The following is a 26,015-nucleotide window of genomic DNA, read 5'->3' as shown; positions in this document are numbered from 1 at the left end:
GCTCACGCCTCCGGAATCTCGAACTCGGTGGTGCGCTTCATGCCGGCCGCGCGCCCCTTGCCGGAGATGACCAGCGCCATCTTGCGGCTGGCCTCGTCGATCATCTCGTCGCCGAGCATCGCCGAGCCCTTCTTGCCACCCGCCTCGGACGTGTAGTAGTCGTACGCGTCCAGGATCAGCTCGGCGTGGTCGTAGTCCTCCTGGGACGGCGAGAAGATCTCGTTGGACGCCTCGACCTGGCCCGGGTGCAGCACCCACTTGCCGTCGAAGCCGAGCGCGGCGGCGCGCTGCGCGACCTCGCGGTAGCCCTCCACGTTGCGGATCTGGAGGTAGGGGCCGTCGATCGCCTGGAGGTTGTTGGCGCGGGCGGCCATCAGGATCTTCATCAGGATGTAGTGGTAGGCGTCCGCCGGGTAGCCGGGCGGCTGTTCGCCCACGACGAGCGACTTCATGTTGATCGACGCCATGAAGTCGGCCGGGCCGAAGATGATCGTCTCGACACGTTGACTGGCTTGAGCGATCTCGTTGACGTTGTTGAGTCCCTGCGCGTTTTCGATCTGCGCCTCGATGCCGATCTTGCCGACCTCGAAGCCCATCGTCTTCTCGATCTGCGTCAGCAACAGGTCCAGCGCCACGACCTGCTGGGCGTCCTGGACCTTCGGCAGCATGATGCAGTCGAGGTTGGGACCCGCGCCCTCGACGACCGTGACGACATCGCGGTACGTCCACTCGGTCGTCCAGTCGTTGACGCGCACGACCCTCGTCTTGCCCGTCCAGTCACCCTCGTTGAGGAACTTGACGATCGTGTGCCGCGCGTCGGGCTTGGCGAGCGGGGCGCACGCGTCCTCCAGGTCCAGGAAGACCTGGTCGGCGGGGAGGCCCTGCGCCTTCTCCAGGAAGCGCGGGTTGCTCCCGGGGACCGCGAGGCAGGAGCGCCGCGGACGGAGCCGGTTCACGGGGGCGGGCGTGGTCATGCGGGGACCTCCAGAGGGTCGAGCTTGTTCGCTTTCCGGATCTCGTCGACGATGCGGCCGATGATGCCGGTGATGTCGAAGTCCTTCGGGGTGAAGACCGCGGCCACTCCGGCGGCCCGCAACTGCTCGGCGTCACCATTGGGGATGATGCCACCGGCGATGACGGGTATATCTGTGGCACCGGCCACACGGAGCCGCTCCAGCACGTCCGGGACCAGCTGCGCGTGCGAGCCGGACAGGATGGAGAGCCCGACCGCGTGCACGTCCTCGGCGACGGCCGCGTCCACGATCTGCTCGGGCGTCAGCCTGATGCCCTGGTAGACCACTTCGAAGCCCGCGTCACGCGCGCGTACCGCGATCTGCTCGGCGCCGTTGGAGTGCCCGTCAAGGCCCGGCTTGCCGACCAGGAAGCGCAGCTTGCCCACGCCGAGGTCCTTGGCCGTGAGGTCCACCTTGCGGCGCACCTCGCTCATCGCCGAGCCCTCCTCGGCCGGCACCGCCACCGGCGCGGACGAGACGCCCGTGGGCGCCCGGAACTCCCCGAACACCTCGCGCAGGGCCCCGGCCCACTCGCCGGTCGTGACACCCGCGCGGGCGCACTCCAGGGTGGCCTCCATGAGGTTGTCGGTGCCCTTTGCGGCCTCCTTCAGCCGCTCCAGCGCCTTGCACGGGCGCGGGTGGTTGAAGGGCGGCTGGTAGCGCGTGTCGCGCCAGTGCTGGAGCGAGGCGATGACCCGGGCCTCGACAGCCGGATCGACTGTCTGGATCGCTGTATCGAGATCGGCCGTCAGTGGATTGGGCTCGGTCGTCTCGAAGATGTTGACGCCCACGATCTTCTCTTGACCGGATTCAATACGAGCCCGCCGCTCGGCGTGCGAGGAGACGAGCTGCGACTTGAGGTAGCCCGACTCCACGGCGGCCATCGCACCGCCCATCCCCTCGATCCGCTCCATCTCCGCGAGCGACTCCTCGACGAGCACCGCCACCTTCGCCTCGATGACGTGCGAGCCGTCGAAGATGTCCGCGTACTCCAGCAGGTCGCTCTCGTGGGCGAGTACCTGCTGGATGCGCAGCGACCACTGCTGGTCCCAGGGGCGGGGCAGGCCCAACGCCTCGTTCCAGGCCGGGAGTTGCACGGCACGCGCGCGTGCGTCCTTCGACAGCGTCACGGCCAGCATCTCCAGGACGATCCGCTGGACGTTGTTCTCCGGCTGCGCCTCCGTCAGACCGAGGGAGTTGACCTGGACGCCGTACCGGAAGCGCCGCTGCTTGGCGTCCTCGATGCCGTACCGCTCCCGTGTGACCTGGTCCCAGATCCGGCCGAACGCCCGCATCTTGCACATCTCCTCGATGAACCGCACACCGGCGTTCACGAAGAAGGAGATCCGGGCGACCACGTCACCGAACTTCTCGGCCGGCACCTGGCCCGAGTCGCGCACGGCGTCGAGGACCGCGATCGCCGTGGACATCGCGTACGCGATCTCCTGCACCGGCGTGGCGCCCGCCTCCTGCAGGTGGTAGCTGCAGATGTTGATCGGGTTCCACTTCGGCAGGTGAGAGACCGTGTACGCGATCATGTCCGTCGTCAGCCGGAGCGAGGGCACCGGCGGGAACACGTGCGTGCCCCGGGACAGGTACTCCTTGACGATGTCGTTCTGGGTCGTGCCGGAGAGCTGGGTGATGTCCGCGCCCTGCTCCTCGGCGACGACCTGATAGAGCGCCAGCAGCCACATCGCGGTGGCGTTGATCGTCATCGAGGTGTTCATCTGCTCCAGGGGGATGTCCTGGAACAGCCGGCGCATGTCACCGAGGTGCGCGATCGGCACGCCGACCCGGCCGACCTCGCCGCGGGCGAGGACGTGGTCGGAGTCGTAGCCGGTCTGCGTCGGCAGGTCGAACGCCACCGACAGACCGGTCTGGCCCTTGGCGAGGTTGCGCCGGTACAGCTCGTTGGACGCCTCGGCCGTGGAGTGACCGGCGTACGTGCGCATGAGCCACGGCCGGTCCCTTACCTTTTGCGCCTGCGTGGTCTGACGCTCGCTGCTCATGGGTGCCCTCAGACGTTCCGGAAGCGGTTGATGGCGTCGACGTGCTGCGCGCGCTTCTCGTGGTCGCGCACGCCCAGGCCCTCCTCGGGAGCCAGACACAGCACTCCGACCTTGCCCTGGTGCAGGTTGCGGTGCACGTCGTAGGCGGCCTGACCGGTGTCCTCCAGGGAGTACACGCGCGACAGGGTGGGGTGGATCTTGCCCTTCGCGATCAGCCGGTTGGCCTCCCAGGCCTCGCGGTAGTTGGCGAAGTGCGAGCCGATGATCCGCTTCAGGGACATCCACAGGTAGCGGTTGTCGTACTCGTGCATGTAGCCCGAGGTGGAGGCGCAGGTGGTGATGGTGCCGCCCTTGCGGGTGACGTAGACGCTCGCGCCGAAGGTCTCGCGGCCGGGGTGCTCGAAGACGATGTCGATGTCCTCCCCGCCGGTGAGTTCACGGATGCGCTTGCCGAACCGCTTCCATTCCTTCGGGTCCTGGGTCCGCTCGTCCTTCCAGAACTTGTAGCCCTCGGCGTTGCGGTCGATGACCGCCTCGGCGCCCATCGCCCGGCAGATGTCGGCCTTCTCCGGGCTGGAGACGACACAGATCGGCGTGGCGCCGCCGGCCAGCGCGAACTGGGTGGCGTACGAGCCGAGTCCACCGCTCGCGCCCCAGATGAGGACGTTGTCGCCCTGCTTCATGCCGGCGCCGTTGCGGGACACCAGCTGGCGGTACGCGGTGGAGTTGACCAGCCCCGGGGAGGCGGCCTCCTCCCAGCTGAGGTGGTCCGGCTTGGGCATCAGCTGGTTGGACTTGACCAGGGCGATCTCGGCGAGGCCGCCGAAGTTGGTCTCGAAGCCCCAGATGCGCTGCTCGGGGTCGAGCATCGTGTCGTTGTGCCCGTCGGAGGACTCCAACTCGACGGACAGACAGTGCGCGACGACCTCGTCGCCCGGCTTCCAGGCGTTCACGCCCGGGCCGGTGCGCAGGACCACGCCCGCGAGGTCGGAGCCGATGATGTGGTACGGCAGGTCGTGCCGCTTGGTGAGCTCGCTGACCTTGCCGTAGCGCTCCAGGAAGCCGAAGGTCGACAGCGGCTCGAAGATCGAGGTCCACACGGAGTTGTAGTTGACCGAGGAGGCCATGACGGCCACCAGAGCCTCGCCCGGGCCCAGTTCGGGCAGGGGCACGTCGTCCAGGTGGAGCGACTTGCGCGGGTCCTTGTCGCGGGTCTGCATGCCCGCGAACATCTCCGTCTCGTCCTTGTGCACGGTGATCGCGCGGTACGAGTCGGGGAGCGGCATGGCGGCGAAGTCGGCGGGCGTCGAGTCCGGCGACTGGATCGCGTCCAGGATGTCCTTCACGGTCACGGTGATGCCTCCGGCGAATGGCGTCTTGAGGGGAGACGCTGAGGGTTACGTCGGTGCTGCTGAGGGCGCTTTGTGGCGCGGGAGGTTGCCTGTGACGCAGGCGTCCGGGCGGGCAGGTCGATGACTTGCTGGGACAGCCGGCGTACGTGAGGTCTCTGCACGCCGGCCGCCCGGACTCCTTCAACGTATGACACCGCGTGTCACCTCGCAAGGCACTGAGTGCCAGGAATTCCTCTCAGGTGAAATCTTTACGTAACAAATGAGCGATGATCGATCGAACGGGCTCTGAAATCCACGCGAAAAGGTGCCCTGACATGCCAAAACGGCCACCCCGAAGGGTGGCCGTCATCACAGGGGAGCTGACAGGGGTGCGCTGTGGGGGGGGGGGTGCTGCCGCTCAGCGGTCCCTGAGCGCCTCTTCGATCGTCCGCATGACCTCGTCCAGGGGGGCGTCCGTGCGGGCGACGGTGACCAGGACCTCGCCCTGGGTGGAGACCGCGGCGAGCGCCGGCGGCTTCGGCGGGGCCGTGCGCCCGGCGCCGATCCCCGACCCGAACGTCTTGCGCACGATCGCGAAGGCGTGGTCCAGCTGGGCCTCCACGTCCCCCTGGCCGCCGGCCCGCAGCCAGCGCCGCAGGACGTGGTTGTGGGCCGTGACCACGGCGGACGCGGCGACCTCGGCCAGCAGCGGGTCGTCGTTGGCGTCGTCGTCGTGCGCGTGCTCGTCGAAGTGGCCGAGCAGATAGCGGGTGAACAGGCGCTCGTAGCGGGCCACCGACGCGATCTCCGCCTCGCGCAGGGTGGGCACCTCGCGCGTGAGCTTGTAGCGGGCGACCGAGATCTCCGGCCGGGCCGCGTACATCCGCATGACTTCCTTGATGCCCCGGCACACCGTGTCCAGCGGGTGTTCGTGCGCCGGTGCCGCGTTGAGCACGGCCTCCGCGCGGATCAACGTGTCGTCGTGGTCCGGGAAGATCGCCTCTTCCTTGGAACGGAAGTGACGGAAGAAGGTGCGGCGGGCCACGCCGGCCGCCGCCGCGATCTCGTCGACCGTGGTCGCCTCGTACCCCTTGGTGGAGAACAGCTCCATCGCCGCGGCCGCCAACTCGCGGCGCATCTTGAGCCGCTGGGCCGCCGCGCGAGTGCCTGCGGCGCTCTCCGGCGCGTCGGGCGTAGCTGGTGTACGTGAGGACTTGGCGGGCTGGGACATGTCCCGAACGTACTGCATGTGCGCAGCTTGGTGCGCACGTCGGGGGTTTCCCCCGACCGGCACGGGCGGGGGCGCGCCGGGCCGGTGGGGCGGATGCGGGCCGCCCGGATCGAGCAGCCCGCCCCAGTCCCCGTCGGTCACGAACCAGTCGCCGGCGCCCTCAACGCCGGGCATATTCGCGGAAGCCACGGCCCGTCTTGCGGCCGAGGCAGCCCGCGGCCACCAGATGCTCCAGGAGCGGCGCGGGAGCCAGGCCCGGATCGCGGAACTCGCGGTGCAGGACCTTCTCGATCGCCAAGGAGACGTCGAGCCCGACCACGTCGAGGAGTTCGAAGGGACCCATCGGGTAGCCGCCGCCCAACTTCATGGCCGCGTCGATGTCGTCAAGGGTCGCGTAGTGCTCCTGCACCATCTTGATCGCGTTGTTGAGGTAGGGGAAAAGCAGGGCGTTGACGATGAATCCGGCCCGGTCACCGCAGTCGACGGCGTGCTTCTTGATCTTGACGCAGACCTCGCGGACCGTCGAGTGGACGTCCTCGGCCGTCAGCACCGTACGGACCACCTCGACCAGCTTCATCGCCGGTGCCGGGTTGAAGAAGTGCATGCCGATCACGTCCTGCGGGCGTGAGGTGGCGCGGGCGCAGGCGACGACGGGCAGCGACGAGGTCGTGGTGGCCAGGACCGCGCCCGGCTTGCAGACCTTGTCCAGGGTGGCGAACAGCTGCTGCTTGATCTCCAGGTCCTCGGCGACCGCCTCGACGGCCAGGTCGACGTCGGCGAAGGAGTCGTAGGAGCCCGCCGCGGTGATCCGGTCCAGGGTCCCGGCGGCGGCCTCGGCCGTCAGCCGTCCCTTGTCGACGGAGCGCGAAAGCGACGTGCCGATACGGGCCTTGGCGGTCTGCGCCTTCTCCTCGCTGCGGGCGGCGAGCACGACCTCGTACCCGGCCTTGGCGAACACCTCGGCGATGCCGGACGCCATGGTGCCGGAGCCGGCGACACCGACCGAGCGGACCGGACGGCCGGGGGTGAGGGCGGAGCCGTCCAGCGGTGTCAGCGCGTCCCGCACGACCACGGCGCTGCCCGGGGCCTCGTAGGTGTAGAAGCCGCGGCCCGACTTGCGGCCGGTCAGGCCCGCCTCGCTGAGCTGCTTGAGGATCGGGGCGGGGGCGTGCAGCCGGTCGTGGGACGCCGCGTACATGGCCTCCAGGACCGTGCGGGCGGTGTCGACGCCGATCAGGTCGAGCAGCGCGAGCGGGCCCATCGGCAGTCCGCAGCCGAGCCGCATCGCCGCGTCGATGTCCTCGCGGGAGGCGTACTTGGCCTCGTACATCGCCGCTGCCTGGTTGAGGTACCCGAACAGCAGCCCGTCCGCGACGAACCCGGGCCGGTCGCCGACCGCGACGGGTTCCTTGCCGAGATCGAGGGCGAGGTTGGTGACCGCGCCGACGGCCGTGGGCGCGGTCAGCACGGACGAGACGACCTCGACCAGCCGCATCGCGGGCGCCGGGTTGAAGAAGTGCAGGCCCAGCACCCGCTCCGGGCGCGCCGAGTCGGCGGCGAGCCGGGTCACGGACAGGGCGTTGGTACCGGTCGCCAGGATCGTCTCCGGGCGCACGATCCCGTCCAGCTCACGGAAGATCTGCTGCTTGATCTCGTACGACTCCGGCGCCACCTCGATGACGAGGTCGGCGTCGGACGCGGCCCGCAGGTCGGTGGAGGTACGGACCCGGGCGAGCAGTTCGGCGCGCTCCGGCTCGGTCAGCCGGCCCCGCGTCACGGCGCGGGCGGTGGCGGTCTCCAGGGCGGCGACGGCCTGCGCGGTCGCGGCCTCGCTGACGTCGATGCCGACGACCTCGCGGCCGGCCTTGGCGAGGACCTCGGTGATTCCGGTGCCCATCGTGCCGAGGCCGACGACGGCGACGGTTTTGATCGGGGAGAGAGAGGTGTGGGACAGGGGAGTGGCCATCGCGGGACTCCAGGAATGAGGGGTGACGGCTGGGAGCACGCCCGGGTGCGCCGAGGGAACCGGGCCGAAGCCGGACCGGTGGCGCACCGGGTGCGTGAGGAACGCGGATGCGGGTGTTACGGGCTACGAGCGCACACGCCCGGGAAACGGTGAAGAGCGACCGGCCCTGTCCCAAGCCGGGTCGTACCGCGGTGCCTGAGGCACCGAACCGCTTGCTCTCACGGTGGCTGCGTCACCAGGCCACCGCAAGGAATGCCGCGAGTGGGTAACTCGCTCGTCTGAGCTTAACCGGTGAGTAACGAGCGCGCCAGCCCCTGTCCGGTTTTCATCCCTGTACGTCTTTGTGATGTAGGTCCCGGCAGATCGCGGCCGCCCCTACGCTCGCTGTCATGGACGAAGAGTTGCGATCGCTCACGGAGCGTTTACGGACGGAGGCGGCAGGGTCCGCCGGGTACGAGCGGCTCGTGGCGACCGAGGACCCCGACGCACTGGCCGATGTGCTCACCGAGCCCGGACAGCCGCTGTGGGCCAGGGAGTTGACCGCCTTCAAACTGGGACTCGCGGGCGACCGGCGGGCCTTCGAGTCCCTCGTCCTGTTCCTGAACCACCGTGATCCGCAGCGCTGCTCCTCCGCCGCGTACGCCCTCGCCCGGCTCGGCGACCCGCGTACCGCCCGCGCGGCGGCCGCCCTCGCCACCAACGAACTGCGCGTCGCCTACGCCCTGCACCCGATCCGGCTGCTGACCGAACTGCGCGCCCCCGAGTCCGTGCCGGCGCTCATCACCACCCTGGAGCGGCGGCTGCGCCCGCACGACCCGTACCGGCGCGTGGCCCTCGCGTGCGTGGAGGGACTCGGCAGCCTGGCGGACGCCCGCGCCCGGCCCGTACTCACCGAGGCGTTGGCCCATCCGACCCTCGCGGAGGCGGCGGTGGGGGCGCTGGGGCGGATTCCGAGGCAGCGCTGATGTCGGATCGGACGGCGAGGTCGCGCGCGTACCGCACTTCCGGCACCTCGACCCCGTCCACCTCGAAGGGTTCCTCGGTGCCGTCCGCCCGGAATCCGGCGCGCTCGTAGAAGCGCCGGGCGTGGGTGTTGCCCTCGAGGACCCAGAGGTACATGCGTGTGTGGCCGGCGGCCGCGGATCGCCGTATCGACTCGTCGAGCAGGGCGCGTCCGGCGCCCGTGCCCTGGTGGTCCGGGTCCACATAGATGGCGTACAACTCGACGCCCCCGGCAGGTACTTCACCGTCCCGGTAGGGGCCGTGGCAGGCCCAGCCGACGACTTTGCCGGCCCGCTCGGCCACCACGTTCACCACGCTGCCGTCGCCTCGGAGCAGGCGCGCGCGGTGGCGGTCGGCGTCCTTCCGCACGCTCATCGCGTCGAGGTACGACCGGGGGATCAGCCCGCGGTACGCGCTGCGCCAGCCGCGGACGCGGATCCCTGCGACCGGGTCGCAGTCGGCGAGCGTCATGTCCCGGACCTGAAGACCGGCCGAGGGCGCGCTCATTCGGCCACGACCGCGAACGCCTCGACCTCCATCAGGAACTCCGGCCGCACCAGCGCCGCGACCTGGACCGCCGAGGCGGCCGGGAGGCGGTCGTCGGGTATGTGGGCGGCGCGGGCCGCGCGGATCGCCGGCATGTGGGCCATGTCCGTGACGAAGTGGGTGAGTTTGACGACGTCGTCGAAGGTCGCGCCGGCCGCGGCCAGACAGCGGCGGAGGTTCTCGAAGACCTGGCGCGCCTGGGCTTCCGCGTCACCCTCGCCGACGAGCTTGCCGTCCTCGTCGAGGGCGAGCTGGCCGGAGACCGCGACGAAGCGGCCGGTGCCGGTGACGACGTGGCTGTACTGGGCGGCGGGGAAAACCCCGTCGGGGGCGGGAATCCGGGTCGTCTCACTCATGCGTCCATCGTGGACCATGGGTCTGACAACCGGGATCTCCGCCCCCGACGGGGACTGGTGTCCGGGTATCCGGTGAGTGTTCAGCCGCGGAAGCCGACCAGGCCGTGCAGAGTCGAACCGCGCGTGGCCTTCGTCGCCGCCGCGGAGCTCAGCGGTGCCGGGTCCGGCAGCTTCCGGCAGACCGCGTCGACCTCGCCGTGACCGCGTGGCACCTTGCCGGTGCTCAGGTAGTCCGCCAGGTACTTGTCCAAACAGGCGTTCCCGCTCAGCGTGATGCCGTGGTTCCCGCCGCCCTGCTCGACCACGAAACTGGAGCCGGCCAGCAGCCGGTGGACCGTCGCGCCGCCCTCGTACGGGGTGGCCGCGTCGTCGGTCGCCTGGAACAGCAGCACCGGCGGCAGCTTGCCGTTGGCGATGTTGATCGGGCGCTTTGTGTCCGTCGGCCAGAACGCGCACGGCGCGTTGTACCAGGCGTTGTTCCAGGCCATGAAGGGCGCCTTGTCGTACACCGCCCAGTTGTCCTTGCGCCACTGGTTCCAGTCGCGCGGCCAGGAGGCGTCACGGCACTGCACCGCGGTGTAGACGCTGTAGCCGTTGTCCCCGGAGGCGTCGATGGCGGCGAAGTTCTCGTACGCCTCGACCAGCGGAGCGGCGTTCTTGTCGTTCACGTAGGCCGCGAACGCCTCGGCCAGGTAGGGCCAGTAGCCGTTGTAGTAGCCGCCCGGGATGAAGGTGTCCTCGAACTCCGAGGCGCCCACCTTGCCGCCCGCCGGCTTCTTGGCCAGCGCCTTGCGCGCCCCGTACCACTTGGCCTCGATCTTCTCCGGATCGGTGCCGAGCTTGTACGTGGAGTTGTACTTCGCGATCCACGCCATCAGGGCGCGATGGCGGTCGTTGAAGGCGTAGTCCTGCCCGATGTTGTCGTCGTACCACACACCCGTGGGGTCGACGATCGAGTCCAGGACCAGGCGCCGCACGCGCTCCGGGAAGAGCTTCGCGTAGACCGCGCCCAGGTAGGTGCCGTACGAGTAACCGAAGTAGTTGATCTTCTTGGCGCCGAGTGCGGCCCGGATCGAGTCCATGTCCCGTACGGCGCTGATCGTGTCGATGTACGGCAGCAGGCTCGCGTACTTCTTGCCGCAGGCGTCGGCGAAGGACTTGGCGCGCTTGAGGTTGGCCTTCTCGATCGCCGGCGTGCTCGGCACGGAGTCCGGGCGCACCGGGTTGAAGTAGCCCGGCTTGCAGTCCAGGGCCGGCTTGCTCGCGCCGACCCCGCGCGGGTCGAAGCCGATGACGTCGTACTGGGACGCCACCGCCTTGGGCAGGGAGGACGCGACGAAGCCGGCGAGCGACAGGCCGCTGCCGCCGGGACCGCCGGGGTTCACCAGCAGGGGACCCTGGCTCCTGCTCGCGGTGTGCGGCACGCGCGAGAGGGCGAGGGTGATCTGCCGCCCGTGCGGGTTCGCGTGATCAAGGGGCACCTTGAGGGACGCGCACTGGAGCGTCGGATAGTCGGTGGTGCCGCATTTCTTCCAGGTGAGCTTCGCGGCGGTGGCGGTCGCCGCGCCGCTCGGGGCGCTCGCGTCGGCGGGGACGGCCGTGAACGTTCCGGCCACCACGACGGCGACGCCGCACAGTACGGCTGCGCGTTTTCTCATGGAGTCCTCCCAGGACGGAGGGTTTCGGACCGACGGGCTCGTGGTCCTCGCCGCATCGTCCCGGAAAGCCGCACCGGAGGAACGCGTTCTGCCGATACTTGACCCGATCGGATCGAGAGATGCGCTCGAACGCTCTCAAATCAGCGTGAGTTGGGTCGGTTCGGACACTGCCTCCTCGACCGGCTCCGGGGGCGTGATCCGGCGGGGCATCCCCGCGCGCGTGGGACCGATCCCGTACTCCTGGGCCAGCTCGTGGACCTGACGGGTGATCCGGCGCTGGTACCACTTCGGGGCGTACGCCCCGTCCGCGTACAGCCGCTCGTAGCGGCGCACGAGATACGGGTGGTGCCGGTCGAGCCAGGCCATGTACCACTCGCGGGCGCCGGGGCGCAGATGCAGCACCAGAGGTGTGACCGAGGAGGCCCCGGAGGCGGCGATCGCGCGCACGGTGGCGCGCAGTTGGGCCGGGTCGTCGCTCAGGAACGGGAGCACCGGGGCCATCAGGACCCCGCAGTCGATGCCGTGCTCGGCGAGGGCGCGGACGACGTCCAGGCGGCGCTCCGGGGCGGGCGTGCCCGGCTCCACGGTGCGCCACAGCTCGGGGTCGGTGAAGCCGACCGAGACGGAGATGCCCACGTCGGTCACCTCGGCGGCCTGCCGCAGCAGATCGAGATCGCGCAGGATCAGCGTGCCCTTCGTCAGGATCGAGAAGGGGTTGGCGTGGTCGCGCAGGGCGGAGATGATCCCCGGCATCAGGCGGTAGCGGCCCTCGGCGCGCTGGTAGCAGTCGACGTTGGTGCCCATCGCTATGTGCTCGCCCTGCCAGCGGCGCGATCCGAGCTGGCGGCGCAGCAGCTCCGGGGCGTTCGTCTTGACCACGATCTGGGAGTCGAAGTCGATCCCCGTGTCGAGGTCCAGATAGCTGTGCGTCTTGCGGGCGAAGCAGTACACGCACGCGTGCGAGCAGCCCCGATAGGGGTTCACCGTCCACTCGAACGGCATCCGGGAGGCTCCCGGCACCCGGTTGATGATCGACCGGGCGCGCACCTCGTGGAAGGTGATCCCGCGGAACTCGGGGGTGTCGAAGGTACGAGTGACCACCGCGTCCGCGCCGAACAGCGCGGCGTCGCTCGGCCGGCTGTGGCCGCCGGACTCGACGGTGAGATTCTCCCAGCGCATGACGCCTCCTTCGGTAGGCCTGCCCCCAGAGTGAAACACTTGTTCGAATTACTGTGCAAGTGCTCTTCCCGATCGCCTCGAAGGCCCCCGACCCCCGATTTGGGCGGCCGCGCGCGGGGGTGGTTGGCTTGCCCCGACACCGAGAACCCAGTCCTGGAGGAAATCGATGGCGCAGGTCGAGGCCACTACGGAGCGCATCGTCGCGGCGGACGCGGAGACGGTGTTCGACGCGCTCGCCGACTACAGCGGCACGCGCGCGAAGGTGCTGCCCGAGCAGTTCAGCGAGTACGAGGTGCGCGAGGGCGGCGACGGCGAGGGCACCCTCGTCCACTGGAAGCTCCAGGCGACCAGCAAGCGGATCCGGGACTGCCTCCTGGAGGTGAGCGAGCCCACCGACGGTGAGCTGGTCGAGAAGGACCGCAACTCCTCGATGGTCACCACCTGGCGGGTCACCCCGGCCGGCGAGGGCAAGTCCCGCGTCGTCGTGAGCACCGTCTGGAACGGCGCCGGAGGCATCGGCGGCTTCTTCGAGAAGACCTTCGCGCCCAAGGGCCTCGGCAGGATCTACGACGCGATCCTGGAGAAGCTGGCCACCGAGGTCGAGAAGTAGGCCCCCGCGCCGGAAAGCCTCCCCGTCGGGCAAGTCCCCGGCGTTCCGGGGGCGTTGACGCCCCTCACCGGTTCGAGTGGATCTCCACTCGCGGGGCCGGTCTGCCGTAACTCGTCGCGCTTGCTCGCAGTTGTCGCCTTAAGCGGGAATTGTGCGGCAGTGCGACGAGGGGAGCGGTAGGTGGGCGGAACGACTCTGGTACGGGACGAACCGGTCGTGGCGGCTGCGGAGAGCCACGCTCCTGCGGCGGCCGGTGGCGCCGAACTGAGCCCGCGCCGGGTCCGGTTGGTCTTCCTCGGGCTGATGCTCGCGCTGCTGCTCGCCGCCCTGGAGCAGATGATCGTCGCCACCGCGCTCCCGAAGATCGTCGGCGAGCTGCACGGTCTGGACAAGATGTCCTGGGCGATCACCGCCTATCTGCTCACCTCCACCGTCGGACTGCCGATCTACGGCAAGCTCGGTGACCTGCTCGGCCGCAAGGGCGTCTTCCAGTTCGCCATCGTTGTCTTCGTCATCGGCTCCGCGCTCGCGGGCCGGGCGCAGACGATGGACCAGCTGATCGCCTTCCGCGCGGTGCAGGGCGTCGGCGCCGGCGGCCTCATGATCGGCGTCCAGGCGATCATCGCGGACATCGTGCCGCCCCGGCAGCGCGGCCGGTTCATGGGCCTGATCGGCGCCGCCTTCGGCCTCGCCTCCGTCGCAGGACCGCTGCTCGGCGGTTACTTCACCGACCACCTCACCTGGCGCTGGTGCTTCTACTTCAACGTGCCCTTCGGCCTGCTCACCCTGGCCGTCGTCACGGTCGTCCTCAAGCTCCCGAAGCCGAGGACCAAGCCGCGCCTCGACGTCCTCGGCGCGCTCCTGCTCGCCGCGGCCTCCACCTGCCTTGTCCTGCTGACCAGTTGGGGCGGCACCGAGTACGCCTGGGACTCACGCGTCATCCTCGGGCTCGCCGCGGGCGCCGTGGCCGCCGCCGGCCTCTTCCTCGTCGCCGAGCACCACGCGGCCGAACCCCTCATCCCGCTGCGGCTGTTCAGGGACTCCGTCTTCAACGTCACCGGTCTGGTGGGCCTGGTGATCGGCGTCGCGCTGTTCGGCGCCGCCAGCTATCTGCCGACCTTCCTGCAGATGGTCGACGGGGCCACCGCCACCGAGTCGGGCCTGCTGATGCTGCCCATGATGGGCGGCATCGTCGGCGCCTCGATCATCGCGGGACAACTCATCAGCCACACCGGGCACTACCGGATCTACCCCGTGCTCGGCAGCGCCCTGTCCGCCGTCGGCATGTGGCTGCTGTCCCGCCTCGAAGTCGACACGTCCCGGCTGCAGTACAGCATCTGGATGGCCGTTCTCGGCGCGGGCATCGGCATGGTGATGCCGGTGCTGGTGCTGGCCGTGCAGAACTCCGTGCGCCCCGCCGACCTCGGCACCGCCACCAGCGCCAACAACTACTTCCGGCAGATCGGCGGCAGCGTCGGCGCCGCGATCTTCGGCACCCTCTTCGCCGACCGGCTCGCCGACTCCCTCGCCGAACGGCTCTCCACGCGCGCGGGATCCGCGCTGCCCGACCCGGAGTCCCTCACCCCGCAGCTCGTCCACGCGCTGCCCCCGGCGCTGCGCGACGACTACATCGCGGCCTACGCCGACGCGATGCCCCGGATCTTCCTCTACCTCGTGCCGGTGCTCGTCCTCGGCCTGCTCATCGCCTTCTTCCTCAAGGAGAAACCGCTGGTGTCCCACCACGCCACCGAAACCGAGACCGCGCCCGTGAACGCCCCGATCCCGCAGGCCCGTTCGTCGTACGCCGCCGGCATCCCGGTCTGCGGCACGGTGCAGCACCCCGACGGGACCGTCGTACCGCGCGCCGCGCTCACGCTCATCGACGTGACCGGACAGCAGATCGGGCGGGGCGCGAGCGGCGAGGACGGACGGTACGCGCTGTCCACGCCCGGGTCCGGGGCGTACGTCCTGATCGCCGCGGCCGGCGGCCACCAGCCGCAGGCGGTCTCCGTCACCGTCGGCGAGCGCCCCGTCGAGCTCGACGTCGTCCTCGGCGGCGCCGGACGCCTCGCGGGCAGCGTGGTCACCGCCGACGGCACACCCGTACGGGAGGCCGCGGTCACCCTCACCAACGTGCACGGCGAGGTCGTGGCGAGCACCCGCAGCGGGCGCGAGGGCGGCTACGTCATCACCGAGCTGGTGGCCGGCGAGTACACCCTCGCCGCCAGCGCCCCCGCGTTCCGCCCGGCCGCCCTGCCCGTCAGCGTCCAGGCCTCCCGGGAGACCCGCCAGGACATCGAACTCGCGGGCGGCGCCGTGCTGCGCGGCACGGTGCGGGCCGGCGGCGGCCGGCCCGTCGAGGACGCCCGCGTGACGCTGCTCGACGCGGCCGGCAACGTCGTGGACACGCTCACCACGGGAGCCGACGGAACGTTCCGGTTCGTCGACCTGTCCTCGGGCGAGTACACCGTGATCGCCGCGGGCTACCCGCCGGTCGCCACCGTGCTCCAGGTCGCGGGCGGCGGCCGCACCGAGCGGGACCTGCAACTGGGGCACGAGGACTGAACCGGCTTCAGCGGCCCGGGTGCCCGAACCGATCGAACGGGCGCAGCGGTTGAGCGCCCCCGGCGTGCCTTTCCGGCGCACGTCCTCGAACCGGTGCGCCCGCGTGCCACCAATTCCCCCGTTGCCGCACATCACCACCTGGGGGCGCCGTACGGTGGTGACGGCGGACAGATCTTGCGGAGCCGTGGGGAAAAGAGGGCCTGGGTCATGGACCGTGGCACCGAGAGGGAAGCACCTCCCAGCCGCGGAGCCGGGGGCGGAGCGGTGGAGGACACCGCGGTCGGCCGTGTGCCGCTGGCCGTCGTCGTGGTCGACCGCGACGGCCTGGTGTCCCACTGGAGCACCGGCGCACGCCGTCTGTTCGGCGTCCCCAAGGAGGACGCGATCGGACACGCGGCGGTCGATCTGCTGCCCGTCTCCGGCGTGCTGCCCGAGGAGCAGGACGTCACGCCGTACGGGACGTACGCCGACTACGACGGGCTCGGCCCCGGCCTGGAGTCCTCACTCGACGGCGGGCTGTCCTACCCGGCCGCTGGCCGGGCCCGGCTCACCGTCCCCGAGCGGAGCGAGGCGGGGGTCCCCCCGGCCGAAGGGTGGGGGAGCGACCGCGTCGACGTCCTGTGGTGGGCCTACCCGCTGGTGGGCCCCGGCAAGGAGCGGCTGCTCGTGCTCGCCGCGGACACCGGCGGACTGCGGCCCGACGACCCCGAGCACGACATGGCGTACGAGCGCATCGCGCCCGGCTTCGCCCTGCACACCGACTTCCCCGGCGCCCAGGAGCTGGCCCGGCGGCTGCCCGAGATCCTGCCCAGCATGAGCGTCGACGAAAGCGCCCGCATCGTCGCGCAGATCCTCGAACTGGGCTATCCCGTCCTGGAGTTCAGCCAGAACGACCGGGTGCCCGTCACCCCCGACTGGGGTGTGCCCCGGCGGGCGGAGCGCAGGGCCCGGCGCGAGCAGGCGGCCCGGGCGGTGGCCGAGGGACTGCCCACGCCGCAGGAGGCCGCCGACGACGCCGAGGACCTGGAGTACGCGGCCGTCCGTGAACACTTGGAGTTCCTGAACGAGGTCAGCGGCCGCATCGGCACCTCCCTCGACCTGACCCGCACCATCGTCGAGGTCAGCAGAGCCGTCGTACCGCGCTTCACCGACGTCGCCGGTACCTATCTGCGCGAACAGGTCGTCGCGGGCGAGGGGTTCCCCGACGGCGTGCCCGACACGACCACCATGTGGCACCGGGTCGCCCTCGAACACACCGACGAACCGGGCCGCTGGGACGACGTCGTGCCGGTCGGCGAGGCCATGCCGTTCCCGGCGCACACGCCGTTCTTCCAGTGCATGACCAGCGGCGAGCCCGTCCTCGTGCCGCGGATCAGCGAGGAGATGGGCCACGCCATCGCCTCGCAGTTCGAGAAGCGGGACATCCGGCCGCTGATCACCAACCGCTCCATGCTGGTCGTACCGCTCAAGGCCCGCAACGTGGTGCTCGGGTTCATGATCCTGCTGCGCCACCCGGAGCGGCCCGTCTTCAACGACATGGACCGGGTCACCGGCGCCGAACTCGCCGCCCGCGCTGGCCTCGTGCTCGACAACGCGCGCATGTACACCTACCAGGAGAACGTCGCCGAGACGCTCCAGGACAGCATGCTGCCGGTCATCCCGGCGCGCATGGCGGGCTGCGACATCGCCACCCGCTATCTGCCCGGCACGCTGCTCGGCCGCGTGGGCGGTGACTGGTTCGACTCCGTCAAGCTGCCCGGCGCCCGCACCGCTCTGGTGGTCGGCGACGTCATGGGCCACGGCCTCAACTCGGCCGCCATGATGGGCCAGTTGCGGACCGCCGTGGAGACCATGGCCGCCCTGGACCTCCCGCCCGCCCAACTGCTGCGCAACCTGGACGACCTCGCCCAGCGCCTCGGCGACAGCTACCTCGCGACCTGTCTGTACGCCGTCTACGACCCGATCGCGGGCGAACTGCATATCGCCAACGCCGGGCACATCCCGCCCGTCCTGGTCCGCGCCGAGGACGGCCGCAGCGAGCTGCTCGACCTGCCGACCGGAGCGCCGATCGGCGTGGGCGGGGTGCCTTTCGAGGCGGTACGCGTGCGCGTGGAGCCCGGCGACCGGCTCGTGATGTGCACCGACGGTCTCGTCGAGGTGCGCGGCGAGGACATCGGCGTGGGTCTCGCGGCGCTCTCCGAGTCCGCCGCCCACCCTGCCGCCTCCATGGACGAGGCCTGCGACACGATCATCCGCGCACTGAACGTCACGGGCGGCCGCAAGGACGACGTGGCCCTTCTGATGGCCCGGCTCAACGGCGTGGAGCCCGAGGACGTCGCCGAGTGGCGGCTCGCCCTCGACCCGGCCGAGGTCGGCCGCGCCCGAAGTGCCGTGCGGGAACAGCTCCATGACTGGGGGCTGGCCAAACTCGCCGACAACGCGGGGCTGATGGTCAGCGAGCTGGTCACCAACGCCGTACGGCACTCCCATGCCCGTCCGGTCGCGCTGCGCCTGGTGCGCGGCGACACCCTGCTGTGCGAGGTCGAGGACGACGACCACGAGCTGCCCAACCTGCGCAGTGCCGGCGAGAGCGACGAGTTCGGGCGCGGTCTGCGGGTGGTGAGCACCCTCGCGCGCGAGTGGGGCACCAGCCGGACGCGGCGCGGCAAGACGGTCTGGTTCGAACTGACGCTGCCGCGCCGCTGATCGGCGTCTGGGGCGCGAGAGGCGCACAGGGGGAGTGCGTCCGTCGAATGCGGAGTGAAGGTATGCGCCGCGCGCTTGTCGCCGTGACCAGGGCGCGATAGACCGTACTCGCCCGTCACTTGCGACGGACGGCCTTCACATCCTGGGGAGTTGGGCATGAGTGTGACGAGTCGCTACCGGGAGGCCTGGGAGGGCTTCTGGCGCGAGGCTCCGGAGGAACAGGGGGCGGTGTTCTGGGACGCGGAGCCGCCCCTGACCGCCGGACTGCACCTGGCGCTCTTCGAACCGTACGTGACCGACCCCGGCCTGGTCATGGTGGACCTGGGCTGCGGCAACGGCACCCAGACCCGGTTCCTCGCCGACCGTTTCCCGCGCGTCGTCGGCGCCGATCTGTCGGAAGCGGCCGTCGAGCACGCACAGCACGCCGACCCCGCGGGACAGGCGACCTACCGCGTGCTCGACGCCATGGAGAAGGACGAGACCGAGACGCTGCACGCCGAACTCGGCGACACCAACGTCTACATGCGTGGCGTCCTGCACCAGGCCGACCCGGAGGACCGCCAGGCACTCATGGACGGGATCGCCACGCTGGTCGGCGAACGCGGCCGGGTCTTCCTCGTCGAACTCTCCGAGCGGGCCAAGCCCGTGCTGCTGGGCCTGGCGCAGAGCCCCGAGGGCCCGCCGCCCAAACTCGCCCCGATCTTCCGGCACGGCATCGCGCCCGGCGAGGTGTCCGACGACGCCGTGCCCGCGTACGTGCGCTCGGCGGGCCTCACCATCATCGCGAGCGGTGAACTCCCGCTCACCACCACGGAGTTCACACCCGATGGCAGGCGCATCGAGCTGCCCTCGAAGTGGCTGGTCGCCGGCCGCCCGGACTGAGGGGCACCTCTGGTCAAGGGGCGGTTTCCGTGAGTTGAGGGTGGGACGCGGGGGAACTCCCGCGTCCGGCGGTTCGTTTGCTACGAACAGGATTCGAAACCTCGGCCAAGGCCAGGTCATCGGATCCTCAAGGTTCGTACAGCTGTCGAGTTCGCCGCGTCCCCTCTCCCCACCTCACGGAGGCCCGAGCCCATGACCCCGAACCACCCCCACCCGTCCCGGCGCGCCCTGCTCGGCGGAGCGGCCCTGGCCACCCTCGCGGTGGCGGCCGGCACCGGCACGGCCACCGCCGCCCCGGCCGGCACCGGAGCGACCTGGCCGACGGAGTTCCCCCTCCCCGACGGCTGGCTCCCCGAGGGCATCGCCATCGGCCGCAAGCCGTACGCGTACATGGGCTCGCGTGCCAACGGCGCGATCCACCGCACCGACCTGCGCACCGGCGAGGGCCAGGTCCTCTACGCGGGCGCCACCGGCCAGGTCGCCGTCGGCCTGAAGCTCGACACGGACGGCCTGCTGTACGTCGCGGGTAACACCGGAGTCGCCCGCGTCCACGACTCCCGCACCGGCGACATCGTCACCACGTACCAACTCACGGAAGCCACAGGCCACTTCATCAACGACGTCACCCTGCTCGGCGACCGCGCCTGGTTCACCGACTCACGCGCCGCCGCCCTCCACGGCGTACCGCGCGGCTGCGAGGGCACCGTCCGCACGCTCCCGCTCACCGGCGACTGGGTGCAGACCCCCGACGTCAACAACGCCAACGGGATCGTCGGCGCCCCCGACGGCCGCGCCCTGATCGTCGTCAGCAGCACACCCGGCAAGCTCTACAACGTCAGCGTCAGGACCGGCTTTGCCACCGAGATAACGCTGGTCGGCGCGGACTCGGTCGCGGCCGGCGACGGCCTGTGGCGCATCGGCCGCACGCTGTACGTCGTCCAGAACCGCCTCAACCTGATCAGCGTGTTCGACCTCGACGCCAGGGCGACGACGGCCACGTTGCGCCGCACGATCACCGACCCCCGCTTCGACGTGCCCACCACGGCGGCACAGTTCGGCGACCGGCTGTATCTCGTCAACGCCCGCTTCACCAGCCCGCAGACACCGGAGACGACGTTCAACGCGGTCGCGGTGCCGATCTGAGCCGGCGAGTGAACTGCTGAGTCCGCCCTTCGGGACGGTGCTACCGAAGGGCGGACTCACTGGCGCGGGGTCGTGCTCTCTGAACCTTGAAGTTTCAAACGGACTCGGTCAGACTCTCGTTTGAGACTTCAATCATCCGGTTGGGGTATCCGCCCGATCCCCGCCTGATCTCTGCCCGGTCTCCGTCCGGGTTCTCTCCGCAGTCGCCCCCCTGGAGTGGTCATGTCCGTTGCCTCTGATGCCGTCGCCGTCCGCCGTGGTCCGCTCGTCGTGGTGGGAGGTGTGCTGGCCGCGATCGTGGTCGCCTCTGCGGCGGACACGGTGATCGCGCTGCTCGCCCTGGCCGCGGGCGCGCCCGATGACTTCGAGCCGCTGAAGGCGTCCTCGTACATCTTCCTGACGGCGGTCGGGGTGGTGGCGGGAGCGATCGGCTGGGCCGTCGTGCGCAAGGTGTCGAAGGACCCGCAGGCGCTGGTGCGATGGCTGGTGCCGACCCTCGTCGTGGTGTCCTTCGTGCCCGACTTCCTGCTCTTCGGCGACGGTGGGGCGCGGGGCGTCGGGGCCCTGCTGCTGATGCACGTGGCGGTCGCGGCGACCGCCGTGTTCGCGTACCGCAAGGTCATGCCCCTGACGTAGGCGCGCATGCTCGGACGCCGGGTGACCAGGGTCCCGTCGACGGACTGCACGCGGTAGGACGGGAAAGTGGTTGAACCTCCGCACCACTTCGTGGCAGGTTCCCTCGTCGGCGCGTAACGTGACGCAGCATGAAGATCCTGATCAGCGCCGACATGGAGGGTGCCACGGGCGTCACCTGGCCGGCCGACGTGCTGCCGGGGACACCGCAGTGGGAGCGCTGCCGCTCGATGTTCACCTCAGACGTCGACGCGGCCGTGCGGGGCTTCTACGACGGAGGCGCGGACGAGGTCCTGGTCAACGAGGCCCACTGGACCATGCGCAACCTGCTCCTCGAACGCCTCGACGAGCGCACCGAGATGCTCACCGGCCGGCACAAGTCCCTGTCCATGGTGGAGGGCGTGCAGCACGGAGACGTCGACGGCATCGCCTTCGTCGGCTACCACGCGGGCGCCGGCATGGAGGGCGTCCTCGCCCACACCTACCTCGCCAACTCCATCACCGGCGTCTGGCTGAACGACGTACGCGCCAGCGAGGGCCTGCTCAACGCCCGCGTCGTCGCCGAGTACGGCGTCCCCGTCGTCCTGGTCACCGGTGACGACGTGGCCTGCGAGGACGCCCTCGGCTACGCGCCCGAGGCGCTGAAGGTCGCCGTCAAGGACCACGTCTCGCGCTACGCCGCCGTGTGCCGCACGCCGGCCAGAACCGCCGCCGACATCCGGGCCGCCGCCAAGGAGGCCGCACGGCTGGCCGTCCGTCAGGAACCGGTCCAGGCAGGGCCGTTCACCATCGCGCTCGAGTTCGACGCCGAGCACCTCGCCATGGCCGCCACCGTCGTGCCGGGTGTGGAGCGGATCGGCGAGCGGAAGGTGGCGTACACCAACGAGACCATGTACGAGGGCATTCGTACCTTCAAGGCGGTCACCACGATCGTCTCGGCCGCCGTGGAGGAGCAGTATGGCTGACCAGCAGGCGTTGGACGAGGTAGTCCGGTTCACGTCCGACCTCATCCGCATCGACACCACCAACCGCGGGGGCGGGGACTGCCGGGAACGGCCGGCCGCCGAGTACGCGGCCGAACAACTCGCCGGTGCGGGCCTGGAACCCGTGCTGCTGGAGCGCACCGAGGGGCGGACGAACGTCGTCGCGCGGATCGAGGGGACGGAGCCCGGCGCCGACGCGCTGCTCGTCCACGGTCACCTGGACGTCGTGCCCGCGCAGGCCGACGACTGGACCGTGCACCCCTTCTCCGGCGAGGTCCGCGACGGGGTCGTCTGGGGGCGCGGCGCGGTCGACATGAAGAACATGGACGCCATGATCCTCGCCGTCGTACGGGACTGGGCGCGGAACGGCATACGGCCCCGGCGGGACGTCGTGATCGCGTTCACCGCCGACGAGGAGGCCAGCGCCGCCGACGGGTCGGGGTTCCTCGCCAAGCAGCACGCAGGGCTCTTCGAGGGGTGTACCGAGGGCGTCAGCGAGTCGGGGGCGTTCACCTTCCACGACGGCAGCGGGCGGCAGATCTATCCGATCGCGGCCGGTGAACGCGGCACGGCGTGGCTGAAGTTGACCGCGCGCGGGCGGGCCGGGCACGGCTCCAAGGTGAACAAGGAGAACGCGGTCACCCGCCTCTCCGCCGCGATCACGAGGATCGGCGAGTACGAGTGGCCGCCGCGGCTCACCGCGACCGTACGGGCCGCCCTCACCGACCTGTCCGCGCTCTACGGCTTCGACCCGGACTTCGGCGATGTGGACGGGCTCCTTGAGAAGCTGGGCCCGGCCGCCAAGCTGGTCGAGGCCACCGTGCGCAACAGCGCCAACCCGACCATGCTGGACGCCGGTTACAAGGTCAACGTGATCCCGGGGGAGGCCGTGGCGTACGTCGACGGACGCTATCTCCCGGGCGGCGAGGACGAGTTCCGCGCCACCCTCGACCGGCTCACCGGGCCCTACGTGGACTGGGAGTTCGCACACCACGAGCGGGCCCTGGAGGCGCCGCTCGACTCACCGACGTACGCCAACATGCAGGCCGCCATACGGGAGTTCGCGCCCGAGGGGCACCCGGTGGCGTACTGCATGTCCGGTGGCACCGACGCCAAGCAGTTCTCGCGCCTCGGCATCACCGGGTACGGATTCACACCGCTGAAGATGCCCGAAGGCTACGACTATCAGGCCATGTTCCACGGGGTCGACGAGCGGGTCCCGGTCGAGGCGCTGCACTTCGGCGTCCGGGTCCTCGACCGTTTCCTGCGGACGGCCTAGCAAGGTGGGGGAGAACGTGCAGTCCCTGGCGTACGGTTCGTGGCCCTCGCCCATCGACGCGGCGCTCGCCGCCGCGCACGACGGGCAGCCGGAGTTCGTGGGATTCGTCGGCGACGAGGCGTGGTGGACCGAGCCGCGGCCCACCGAGGGCGGTCGGCGCACGCTGGTGCGGCGGCGCGTCGACGGGCGCGAGGAGTCGGTTCTGCCGGCTCCGTGGAACGTCCGCAGCCGGGTCATCGAGTACGGCGGCAGACCCTGGGCCGGGACCGTGGTGGACGGCGAACCGCTCGTGGTGTTCGTCGACTTCGCCGACCAGCGGCTCTACCGCTACGAGCCCGATGGCGACCCCCGGCCGCTCACCCCCGTGTCCTCGGTGGGCGGCGGACTGCGCTGGGCGGAACCGCAGTTGAGGCTCGACCGCGGTGAAGTGTGGTGCGTGCTGGAGGAGTTCACCGGTGAGGGCCCCAGCGATCTGCGCCGCGTCCTCGCCGCGGTCCCGCTGGACGGCTCGGCCGCCGAGAACCGGGACGCGGTGCGCGAACTCGCCGAAGAGCGGCACCGGTTCGTCACCGGACCCCGGATCTCGCCCGACGGGCTGCGTGCCGCCTGGCTCGCCTGGGACCACCCGCGCATGCCGTGGGACGGCACGGAGCTGATCGTCGCCGACGTCACCGACGACGGAACCCTGCGACAGCCGCGTACGGTCGCCGGCGGCCCGGACGAGTCGATCGCGCAGGCGGACTGGGCGCCCGACGGCACCCTGCTGTACGCGAGCGACCGCAGCGGCTGGTGGAACCTCTACCGCGACGGCACCCCGGTGTGCCCGCGCGAGGAGGAGTTCGGCGGGCCGCTGTGGAAGCTCGGGCAGCGCTGGTTCGCCCCGCTGGACAGCGGACTGATCGCCGTCGTGCACGGCCGCGGCGCCAGCGCGCTCGGCATTCTGGACCCCGAGACCGGCGAGGTCGTCGACGCCGCGGGCCCCTGGACCGAGTTCTCGGCCACCCTCGCCGTGCACGGCGAGCGGGTCGTCGCCGTCGGCGCCAGCCCGCGCAGCGCCCAGGAAGTCGTGGAGCTGGACACCCGCACCGGCCGGGCCCGGGTGATCGGCGCGGAGCACGACGACGCGGTCGACCCCGCGTACTACCCCGAACCCCAGATCCGCACCTTCACCGGACCCGCCGGACGCGACATCCACGCGCACATCTACCCGCCCCACAACCCGGGTTGCGTGTCCCTCGGCGACGAACTGCCGCCCTACGTGGTCTGGGCGCACGGCGGCCCCACCAGCCGGGTGCCGCTCGTACTCGACCTGGAGATCGCCTACTTCACCTCCCGGGGCATCGGCGTCGCCGAGGTCAACTACGGCGGCTCGACCGGGTACGGCCGGGAGTACCGCAACCGGCTGCGGGAGCAGTGGGGTGTCGTCGACGTCGAGGACTGCGCGGCCGTCGCCCAGGCCCTCGCCTACGAGGGCACGGCCGACCCCGCCCGCCTCGCCATCCGCGGCGGCAGCGCGGGCGGCTGGACCTCGGCCGCCTCCCTCGCCTCGACCGACGTCTACGCCTGCGGCACGATCATCTACCCCATCCTCGACCTGACCGGCTGGGGCACCGGGGAGACCCACGACTTCGAGTCGCAGTACCTGGAGTCCCTGGTCGGGCCCCTCGCCGAGGTGCCAGGACGGTACGCGGAACGCTCGCCGGCCGAGCACGCCGACCGCGTCACCGTGCCCTTCCTGCTGCTCCAGGGGCTGGACGACGTGATCTGCCCGCCCGCGCAGTGCGAACGGTTCCTGGAGCGGATGGCCGGCCGCGAGGTGCCGCACGCCTACATCACCTTCGAGGGCGAGGGCCATGGATTCCGGCGCGCGGAGACCATGATCCGGGTGCTGGAGTCCGAACTCTCCCTGTACGCCCAGGTCTTCGGGCTGCACCCACAGGGCATTCCGACACAGGAGCTGTCCACGTGAGGGAACTCGTACGGCCGCACCGACTCGCCCCCGGCGCCCGCGTGGCCGTCGTCGCGCCCAGCGGGCCCGTGGCCGAGGAGCGGCTGCAGGCCGGGCTCGACGTACTGCGCGGCTGGGACCTGGACCCGGTCGTGGCACCCCATGTGCTGGACCGGCACGGGGAGTTGGACTTCCTGGCCGGTACGGACGCGGACCGCGCCGCCGATCTGCAACGGGCCTGGTGCGACCCGTCGGTGGCGGCGGTGCTGTGCGCGCGGGGCGGGTACGGGGCGCAGCGGATGGTGGACCTGCTCGACTGGGAGGCGATGCGGGCGGCCGGGCCGAAGATCCTGGTCGGCTTCAGCGATGTCACGGTGCTCCACCAGGCGTTCGCCACCCGGCTGGGTCTGGTCACGCTGTACGGACCGGCGGCCGCGGGCGTCGACTTCATCAAGGACCCCCGGACGCAGGACCACTTGAGGGCCACGCTCTTCGCCCCGGAGACGGTCCGCTCGATCGCCTCGCGCGGCACCGCCCTGGTCCCCGGCCGGGCCCGGGGCGTCACCGTGGGCGGCTGTCTGAGCCTGCTCGCCACCGACCTCGGCACCCCGCACGCCCATCCCGGTGCGCGCGGCGGACTGCTGCTGATCGAGGACGTGGGGGAGCGGGCGTACCGGATCGACCGGATGCTCACCCAACTCCTGCGCGCCGGATGGCTCGACGGTGTCACCGGTGTCGTGCTCGGCTCCTGGGACAGATGCGGGCCGTACGAGGAGGTGCGCGCGGTTCTCGTCGACCGGCTCGGGGGACTCGGTGTGCCCGTCGCGGAGGAGTTCGGATTCGGGCACTGCGCGGGGGCGTTGACCGTGCCGTTCGGTGTGCCGGCCGAACTCGACGCGGACGCGGGCGTGTTGACGTTCGACGACCCCGCCCTTCGCTGAAGAGGGTTGCCGACCACGACCCATGGTGGCAATG

The 26,015-nt window shown here is 70.8% G+C and carries 20 protein-coding genes; 11 read left to right on the top strand and 9 right to left on the bottom strand.

Annotation, left to right across the window (positions count from 1 at the left end; translation table 11 throughout):
* Positions 1–2: 2 nt before the first annotated feature.
* The 5 genes from ACIQI8_RS06615 to ACIQI8_RS06595 all read right to left on the bottom strand — a co-directional run bounded on the left by ACIQI8_RS06615 (position 3) and on the right by ACIQI8_RS06595 (position 7,550).
* Positions 3–974, bottom strand: a complete 972-nt coding sequence (locus ACIQI8_RS06615) for an HpcH/HpaI aldolase/citrate lyase family protein (protein ID WP_402345559.1) — start codon at positions 972–974, stop codon at positions 3–5.
* Entirely contained in the window at positions 971–3,022 is a 2,052-nt protein-coding gene (locus ACIQI8_RS06610) for a protein meaA (RefSeq protein WP_402345557.1), read from the bottom strand. Before ACIQI8_RS06610 ends, ACIQI8_RS06615 begins: the two co-directional genes overlap by 4 nt.
* Before the next feature lie 8 nt (positions 3,023–3,030).
* Positions 3,031–4,374, bottom strand: coding sequence for a crotonyl-CoA carboxylase/reductase (ccrA, locus tag ACIQI8_RS06605; protein WP_402345555.1), 1,344 nt, complete (start codon positions 4,372–4,374; stop codon positions 3,031–3,033).
* Positions 4,375–4,771: 397 nt separating this feature from the next.
* Positions 4,772–5,584, bottom strand: coding sequence for a TetR family transcriptional regulator (locus ACIQI8_RS06600; RefSeq protein ID WP_402345553.1), 813 nt, complete (start codon positions 5,582–5,584; stop codon positions 4,772–4,774).
* A 160-nt stretch (positions 5,585–5,744) separates the two neighbouring features.
* Positions 5,745–7,550: a 3-hydroxyacyl-CoA dehydrogenase family protein gene (locus tag ACIQI8_RS06595; protein WP_402345551.1), complete on the bottom strand. Its 1,806-nt coding sequence runs from the start codon at positions 7,548–7,550 to the stop codon at positions 5,745–5,747.
* A 389-nt stretch (positions 7,551–7,939) separates the two neighbouring features.
* On the opposite strand from ACIQI8_RS06595, the gene ACIQI8_RS06590 reads away from it, so the two are divergent.
* Positions 7,940–8,515, top strand: a complete 576-nt coding sequence (locus ACIQI8_RS06590) for an adenylosuccinate lyase (RefSeq protein ID WP_402345549.1) — start codon at positions 7,940–7,942, stop codon at positions 8,513–8,515.
* On the opposite strand, the gene ACIQI8_RS06585 is transcribed toward ACIQI8_RS06590, so the two are convergent.
* The 4 genes from ACIQI8_RS06585 to ACIQI8_RS06570 all read right to left on the bottom strand — a co-directional run bounded on the left by ACIQI8_RS06585 (position 8,439) and on the right by ACIQI8_RS06570 (position 12,291).
* A complete protein-coding gene (locus tag ACIQI8_RS06585) occupies positions 8,439–9,059 on the bottom strand; it encodes a GNAT family N-acetyltransferase (RefSeq protein WP_402345547.1) in 621 nt (206 codons plus the stop codon). The genes ACIQI8_RS06590 and ACIQI8_RS06585 overlap by 77 nt on opposite strands.
* Positions 9,056–9,454 (bottom strand): RidA family protein, encoded by a 399-nt coding sequence (locus ACIQI8_RS06580; RefSeq protein ID WP_402345544.1) that lies wholly within the window; start codon positions 9,452–9,454, stop codon positions 9,056–9,058. Before ACIQI8_RS06580 ends, ACIQI8_RS06585 begins: the two co-directional genes overlap by 4 nt.
* 80 nt (positions 9,455–9,534) lie before the next feature.
* A complete protein-coding gene (locus tag ACIQI8_RS06575; RefSeq protein WP_402345542.1) occupies positions 9,535–11,112 on the bottom strand; it encodes an alpha/beta hydrolase in 1,578 nt (525 codons plus the stop codon).
* Between the two features lie 135 nt (positions 11,113–11,247).
* Positions 11,248–12,291, bottom strand: a complete 1,044-nt coding sequence (locus ACIQI8_RS06570) for an Rv2578c family radical SAM protein (protein ID WP_402345540.1) — start codon at positions 12,289–12,291, stop codon at positions 11,248–11,250.
* Between the two features lie 166 nt (positions 12,292–12,457).
* On the opposite strand from ACIQI8_RS06570, the gene ACIQI8_RS06565 reads away from it, so the two are divergent.
* From ACIQI8_RS06565 to ACIQI8_RS06520, 10 genes are all read left to right on the top strand, one after another.
* Positions 12,458–12,901 carry an SRPBCC family protein gene (locus ACIQI8_RS06565; protein ID WP_124001738.1) on the top strand — a complete coding sequence of 148 codons (444 nt, stop codon included), beginning with the start codon at positions 12,458–12,460 and terminating at the stop codon, positions 12,899–12,901.
* A 180-nt stretch (positions 12,902–13,081) separates the two neighbouring features.
* A complete protein-coding gene (locus ACIQI8_RS06560) occupies positions 13,082–15,466 on the top strand; it encodes an MFS transporter (RefSeq protein WP_402345538.1) in 2,385 nt (794 codons plus the stop codon).
* A gap of 207 nt (positions 15,467–15,673) precedes the next feature.
* Positions 15,674–18,172 carry a SpoIIE family protein phosphatase gene (locus tag ACIQI8_RS06555; protein WP_402345536.1) on the top strand — a complete coding sequence of 833 codons (2,499 nt, stop codon included), beginning with the start codon at positions 15,674–15,676 and terminating at the stop codon, positions 18,170–18,172.
* 156 nt (positions 18,173–18,328) lie between these two features.
* Positions 18,329–19,054 carry a class I SAM-dependent methyltransferase gene (locus ACIQI8_RS06550; RefSeq protein WP_402345534.1) on the top strand — a complete coding sequence of 242 codons (726 nt, stop codon included), beginning with the start codon at positions 18,329–18,331 and terminating at the stop codon, positions 19,052–19,054.
* A 192-nt stretch (positions 19,055–19,246) separates the two neighbouring features.
* The gene (locus tag ACIQI8_RS06545; RefSeq protein WP_402345532.1) at positions 19,247–20,197 is read left to right on the top strand and encodes an SMP-30/gluconolactonase/LRE family protein; all 951 of its coding nucleotides are present in this window, start codon (positions 19,247–19,249) and stop codon (positions 20,195–20,197) included.
* 222 nt (positions 20,198–20,419) lie between these two features.
* Positions 20,420–20,833, top strand: a complete 414-nt coding sequence (locus ACIQI8_RS06540; RefSeq protein WP_402345530.1) for a DUF6069 family protein — start codon at positions 20,420–20,422, stop codon at positions 20,831–20,833.
* Positions 20,834–20,961: 128 nt separating this feature from the next.
* Positions 20,962–21,795 carry a M55 family metallopeptidase gene (locus ACIQI8_RS06535; protein ID WP_402345528.1) on the top strand — a complete coding sequence of 278 codons (834 nt, stop codon included), beginning with the start codon at positions 20,962–20,964 and terminating at the stop codon, positions 21,793–21,795.
* Positions 21,788–23,092, top strand: a complete 1,305-nt coding sequence (locus tag ACIQI8_RS06530; protein WP_402345526.1) for a M20/M25/M40 family metallo-hydrolase — start codon at positions 21,788–21,790, stop codon at positions 23,090–23,092. The genes ACIQI8_RS06535 and ACIQI8_RS06530 overlap by 8 nt, the downstream gene beginning before the upstream one ends.
* A 16-nt stretch (positions 23,093–23,108) precedes the next feature.
* Positions 23,109–25,061, top strand: a complete 1,953-nt coding sequence (locus ACIQI8_RS06525) for an LpqB family beta-propeller domain-containing protein (protein ID WP_402345524.1) — start codon at positions 23,109–23,111, stop codon at positions 25,059–25,061.
* Positions 25,058–25,981: an LD-carboxypeptidase gene (locus ACIQI8_RS06520; RefSeq protein ID WP_402345522.1), complete on the top strand. Its 924-nt coding sequence runs from the start codon at positions 25,058–25,060 to the stop codon at positions 25,979–25,981. Before ACIQI8_RS06525 ends, ACIQI8_RS06520 begins: the two co-directional genes overlap by 4 nt.
* The last annotated feature ends 34 nt before the right edge of the window (positions 25,982–26,015 follow it).

It is taken from the genome of Streptomyces sp. NPDC092369 (assembly GCF_044755245.1).
GTDB lineage: Bacteria > Actinomycetota > Actinomycetes > Streptomycetales > Streptomycetaceae > Streptomyces.
The sequence above is the reverse complement of the archived record's forward strand: the minus strand, read 5'-3'. Positions and strand labels throughout refer to the sequence as shown.

What these genes read in the sequence shown, in the direction of transcription:
- ACIQI8_RS06615 (WP_402345559.1), bottom strand. Translation starts at nt 974, where the DNA reads ATGACCACGCCCGCCCCCGTGAACCGGCTCCGTCCGCGGCGCTCCTGC.
- ACIQI8_RS06585 (WP_402345547.1), bottom strand. Translation starts at nt 9,059, where the DNA reads ATGAGCGCGCCCTCGGCCGGTCTTCAGGTCCGGGACATGACGCTCGCC.
- ACIQI8_RS06580 (WP_402345544.1), bottom strand. Translation starts at nt 9,454, where the DNA reads ATGAGTGAGACGACCCGGATTCCCGCCCCCGACGGGGTTTTCCCCGCC.
- ACIQI8_RS06550 (WP_402345534.1), top strand. Translation starts at nt 18,329, where the DNA reads ATGAGTGTGACGAGTCGCTACCGGGAGGCCTGGGAGGGCTTCTGGCGC.
- ACIQI8_RS06555 (WP_402345536.1), top strand. Translation starts at nt 15,674, where the DNA reads ATGGACCGTGGCACCGAGAGGGAAGCACCTCCCAGCCGCGGAGCCGGG.
- ACIQI8_RS06535 (WP_402345528.1), top strand. Translation starts at nt 20,962, where the DNA reads ATGAAGATCCTGATCAGCGCCGACATGGAGGGTGCCACGGGCGTCACC.
- ACIQI8_RS06530 (WP_402345526.1), top strand. Translation starts at nt 21,788, where the DNA reads ATGGCTGACCAGCAGGCGTTGGACGAGGTAGTCCGGTTCACGTCCGAC.
- ACIQI8_RS06610 (WP_402345557.1), bottom strand. Translation starts at nt 3,022, where the DNA reads ATGAGCAGCGAGCGTCAGACCACGCAGGCGCAAAAGGTAAGGGACCGG.
- ACIQI8_RS06565 (WP_124001738.1), top strand. Translation starts at nt 12,458, where the DNA reads ATGGCGCAGGTCGAGGCCACTACGGAGCGCATCGTCGCGGCGGACGCG.
- ACIQI8_RS06540 (WP_402345530.1), top strand. Translation starts at nt 20,420, where the DNA reads ATGTCCGTTGCCTCTGATGCCGTCGCCGTCCGCCGTGGTCCGCTCGTC.
- ACIQI8_RS06575 (WP_402345542.1), bottom strand. Translation starts at nt 11,112, where the DNA reads ATGAGAAAACGCGCAGCCGTACTGTGCGGCGTCGCCGTCGTGGTGGCC.
- ACIQI8_RS06570 (WP_402345540.1), bottom strand. Translation starts at nt 12,291, where the DNA reads ATGCGCTGGGAGAATCTCACCGTCGAGTCCGGCGGCCACAGCCGGCCG.
- ACIQI8_RS06600 (WP_402345553.1), bottom strand. Translation starts at nt 5,584, where the DNA reads ATGTCCCAGCCCGCCAAGTCCTCACGTACACCAGCTACGCCCGACGCG.
- ACIQI8_RS06590 (WP_402345549.1), top strand. Translation starts at nt 7,940, where the DNA reads ATGGACGAAGAGTTGCGATCGCTCACGGAGCGTTTACGGACGGAGGCG.
- ACIQI8_RS06545 (WP_402345532.1), top strand. Translation starts at nt 19,247, where the DNA reads ATGACCCCGAACCACCCCCACCCGTCCCGGCGCGCCCTGCTCGGCGGA.
- ACIQI8_RS06595 (WP_402345551.1), bottom strand. Translation starts at nt 7,550, where the DNA reads ATGGCCACTCCCCTGTCCCACACCTCTCTCTCCCCGATCAAAACCGTC.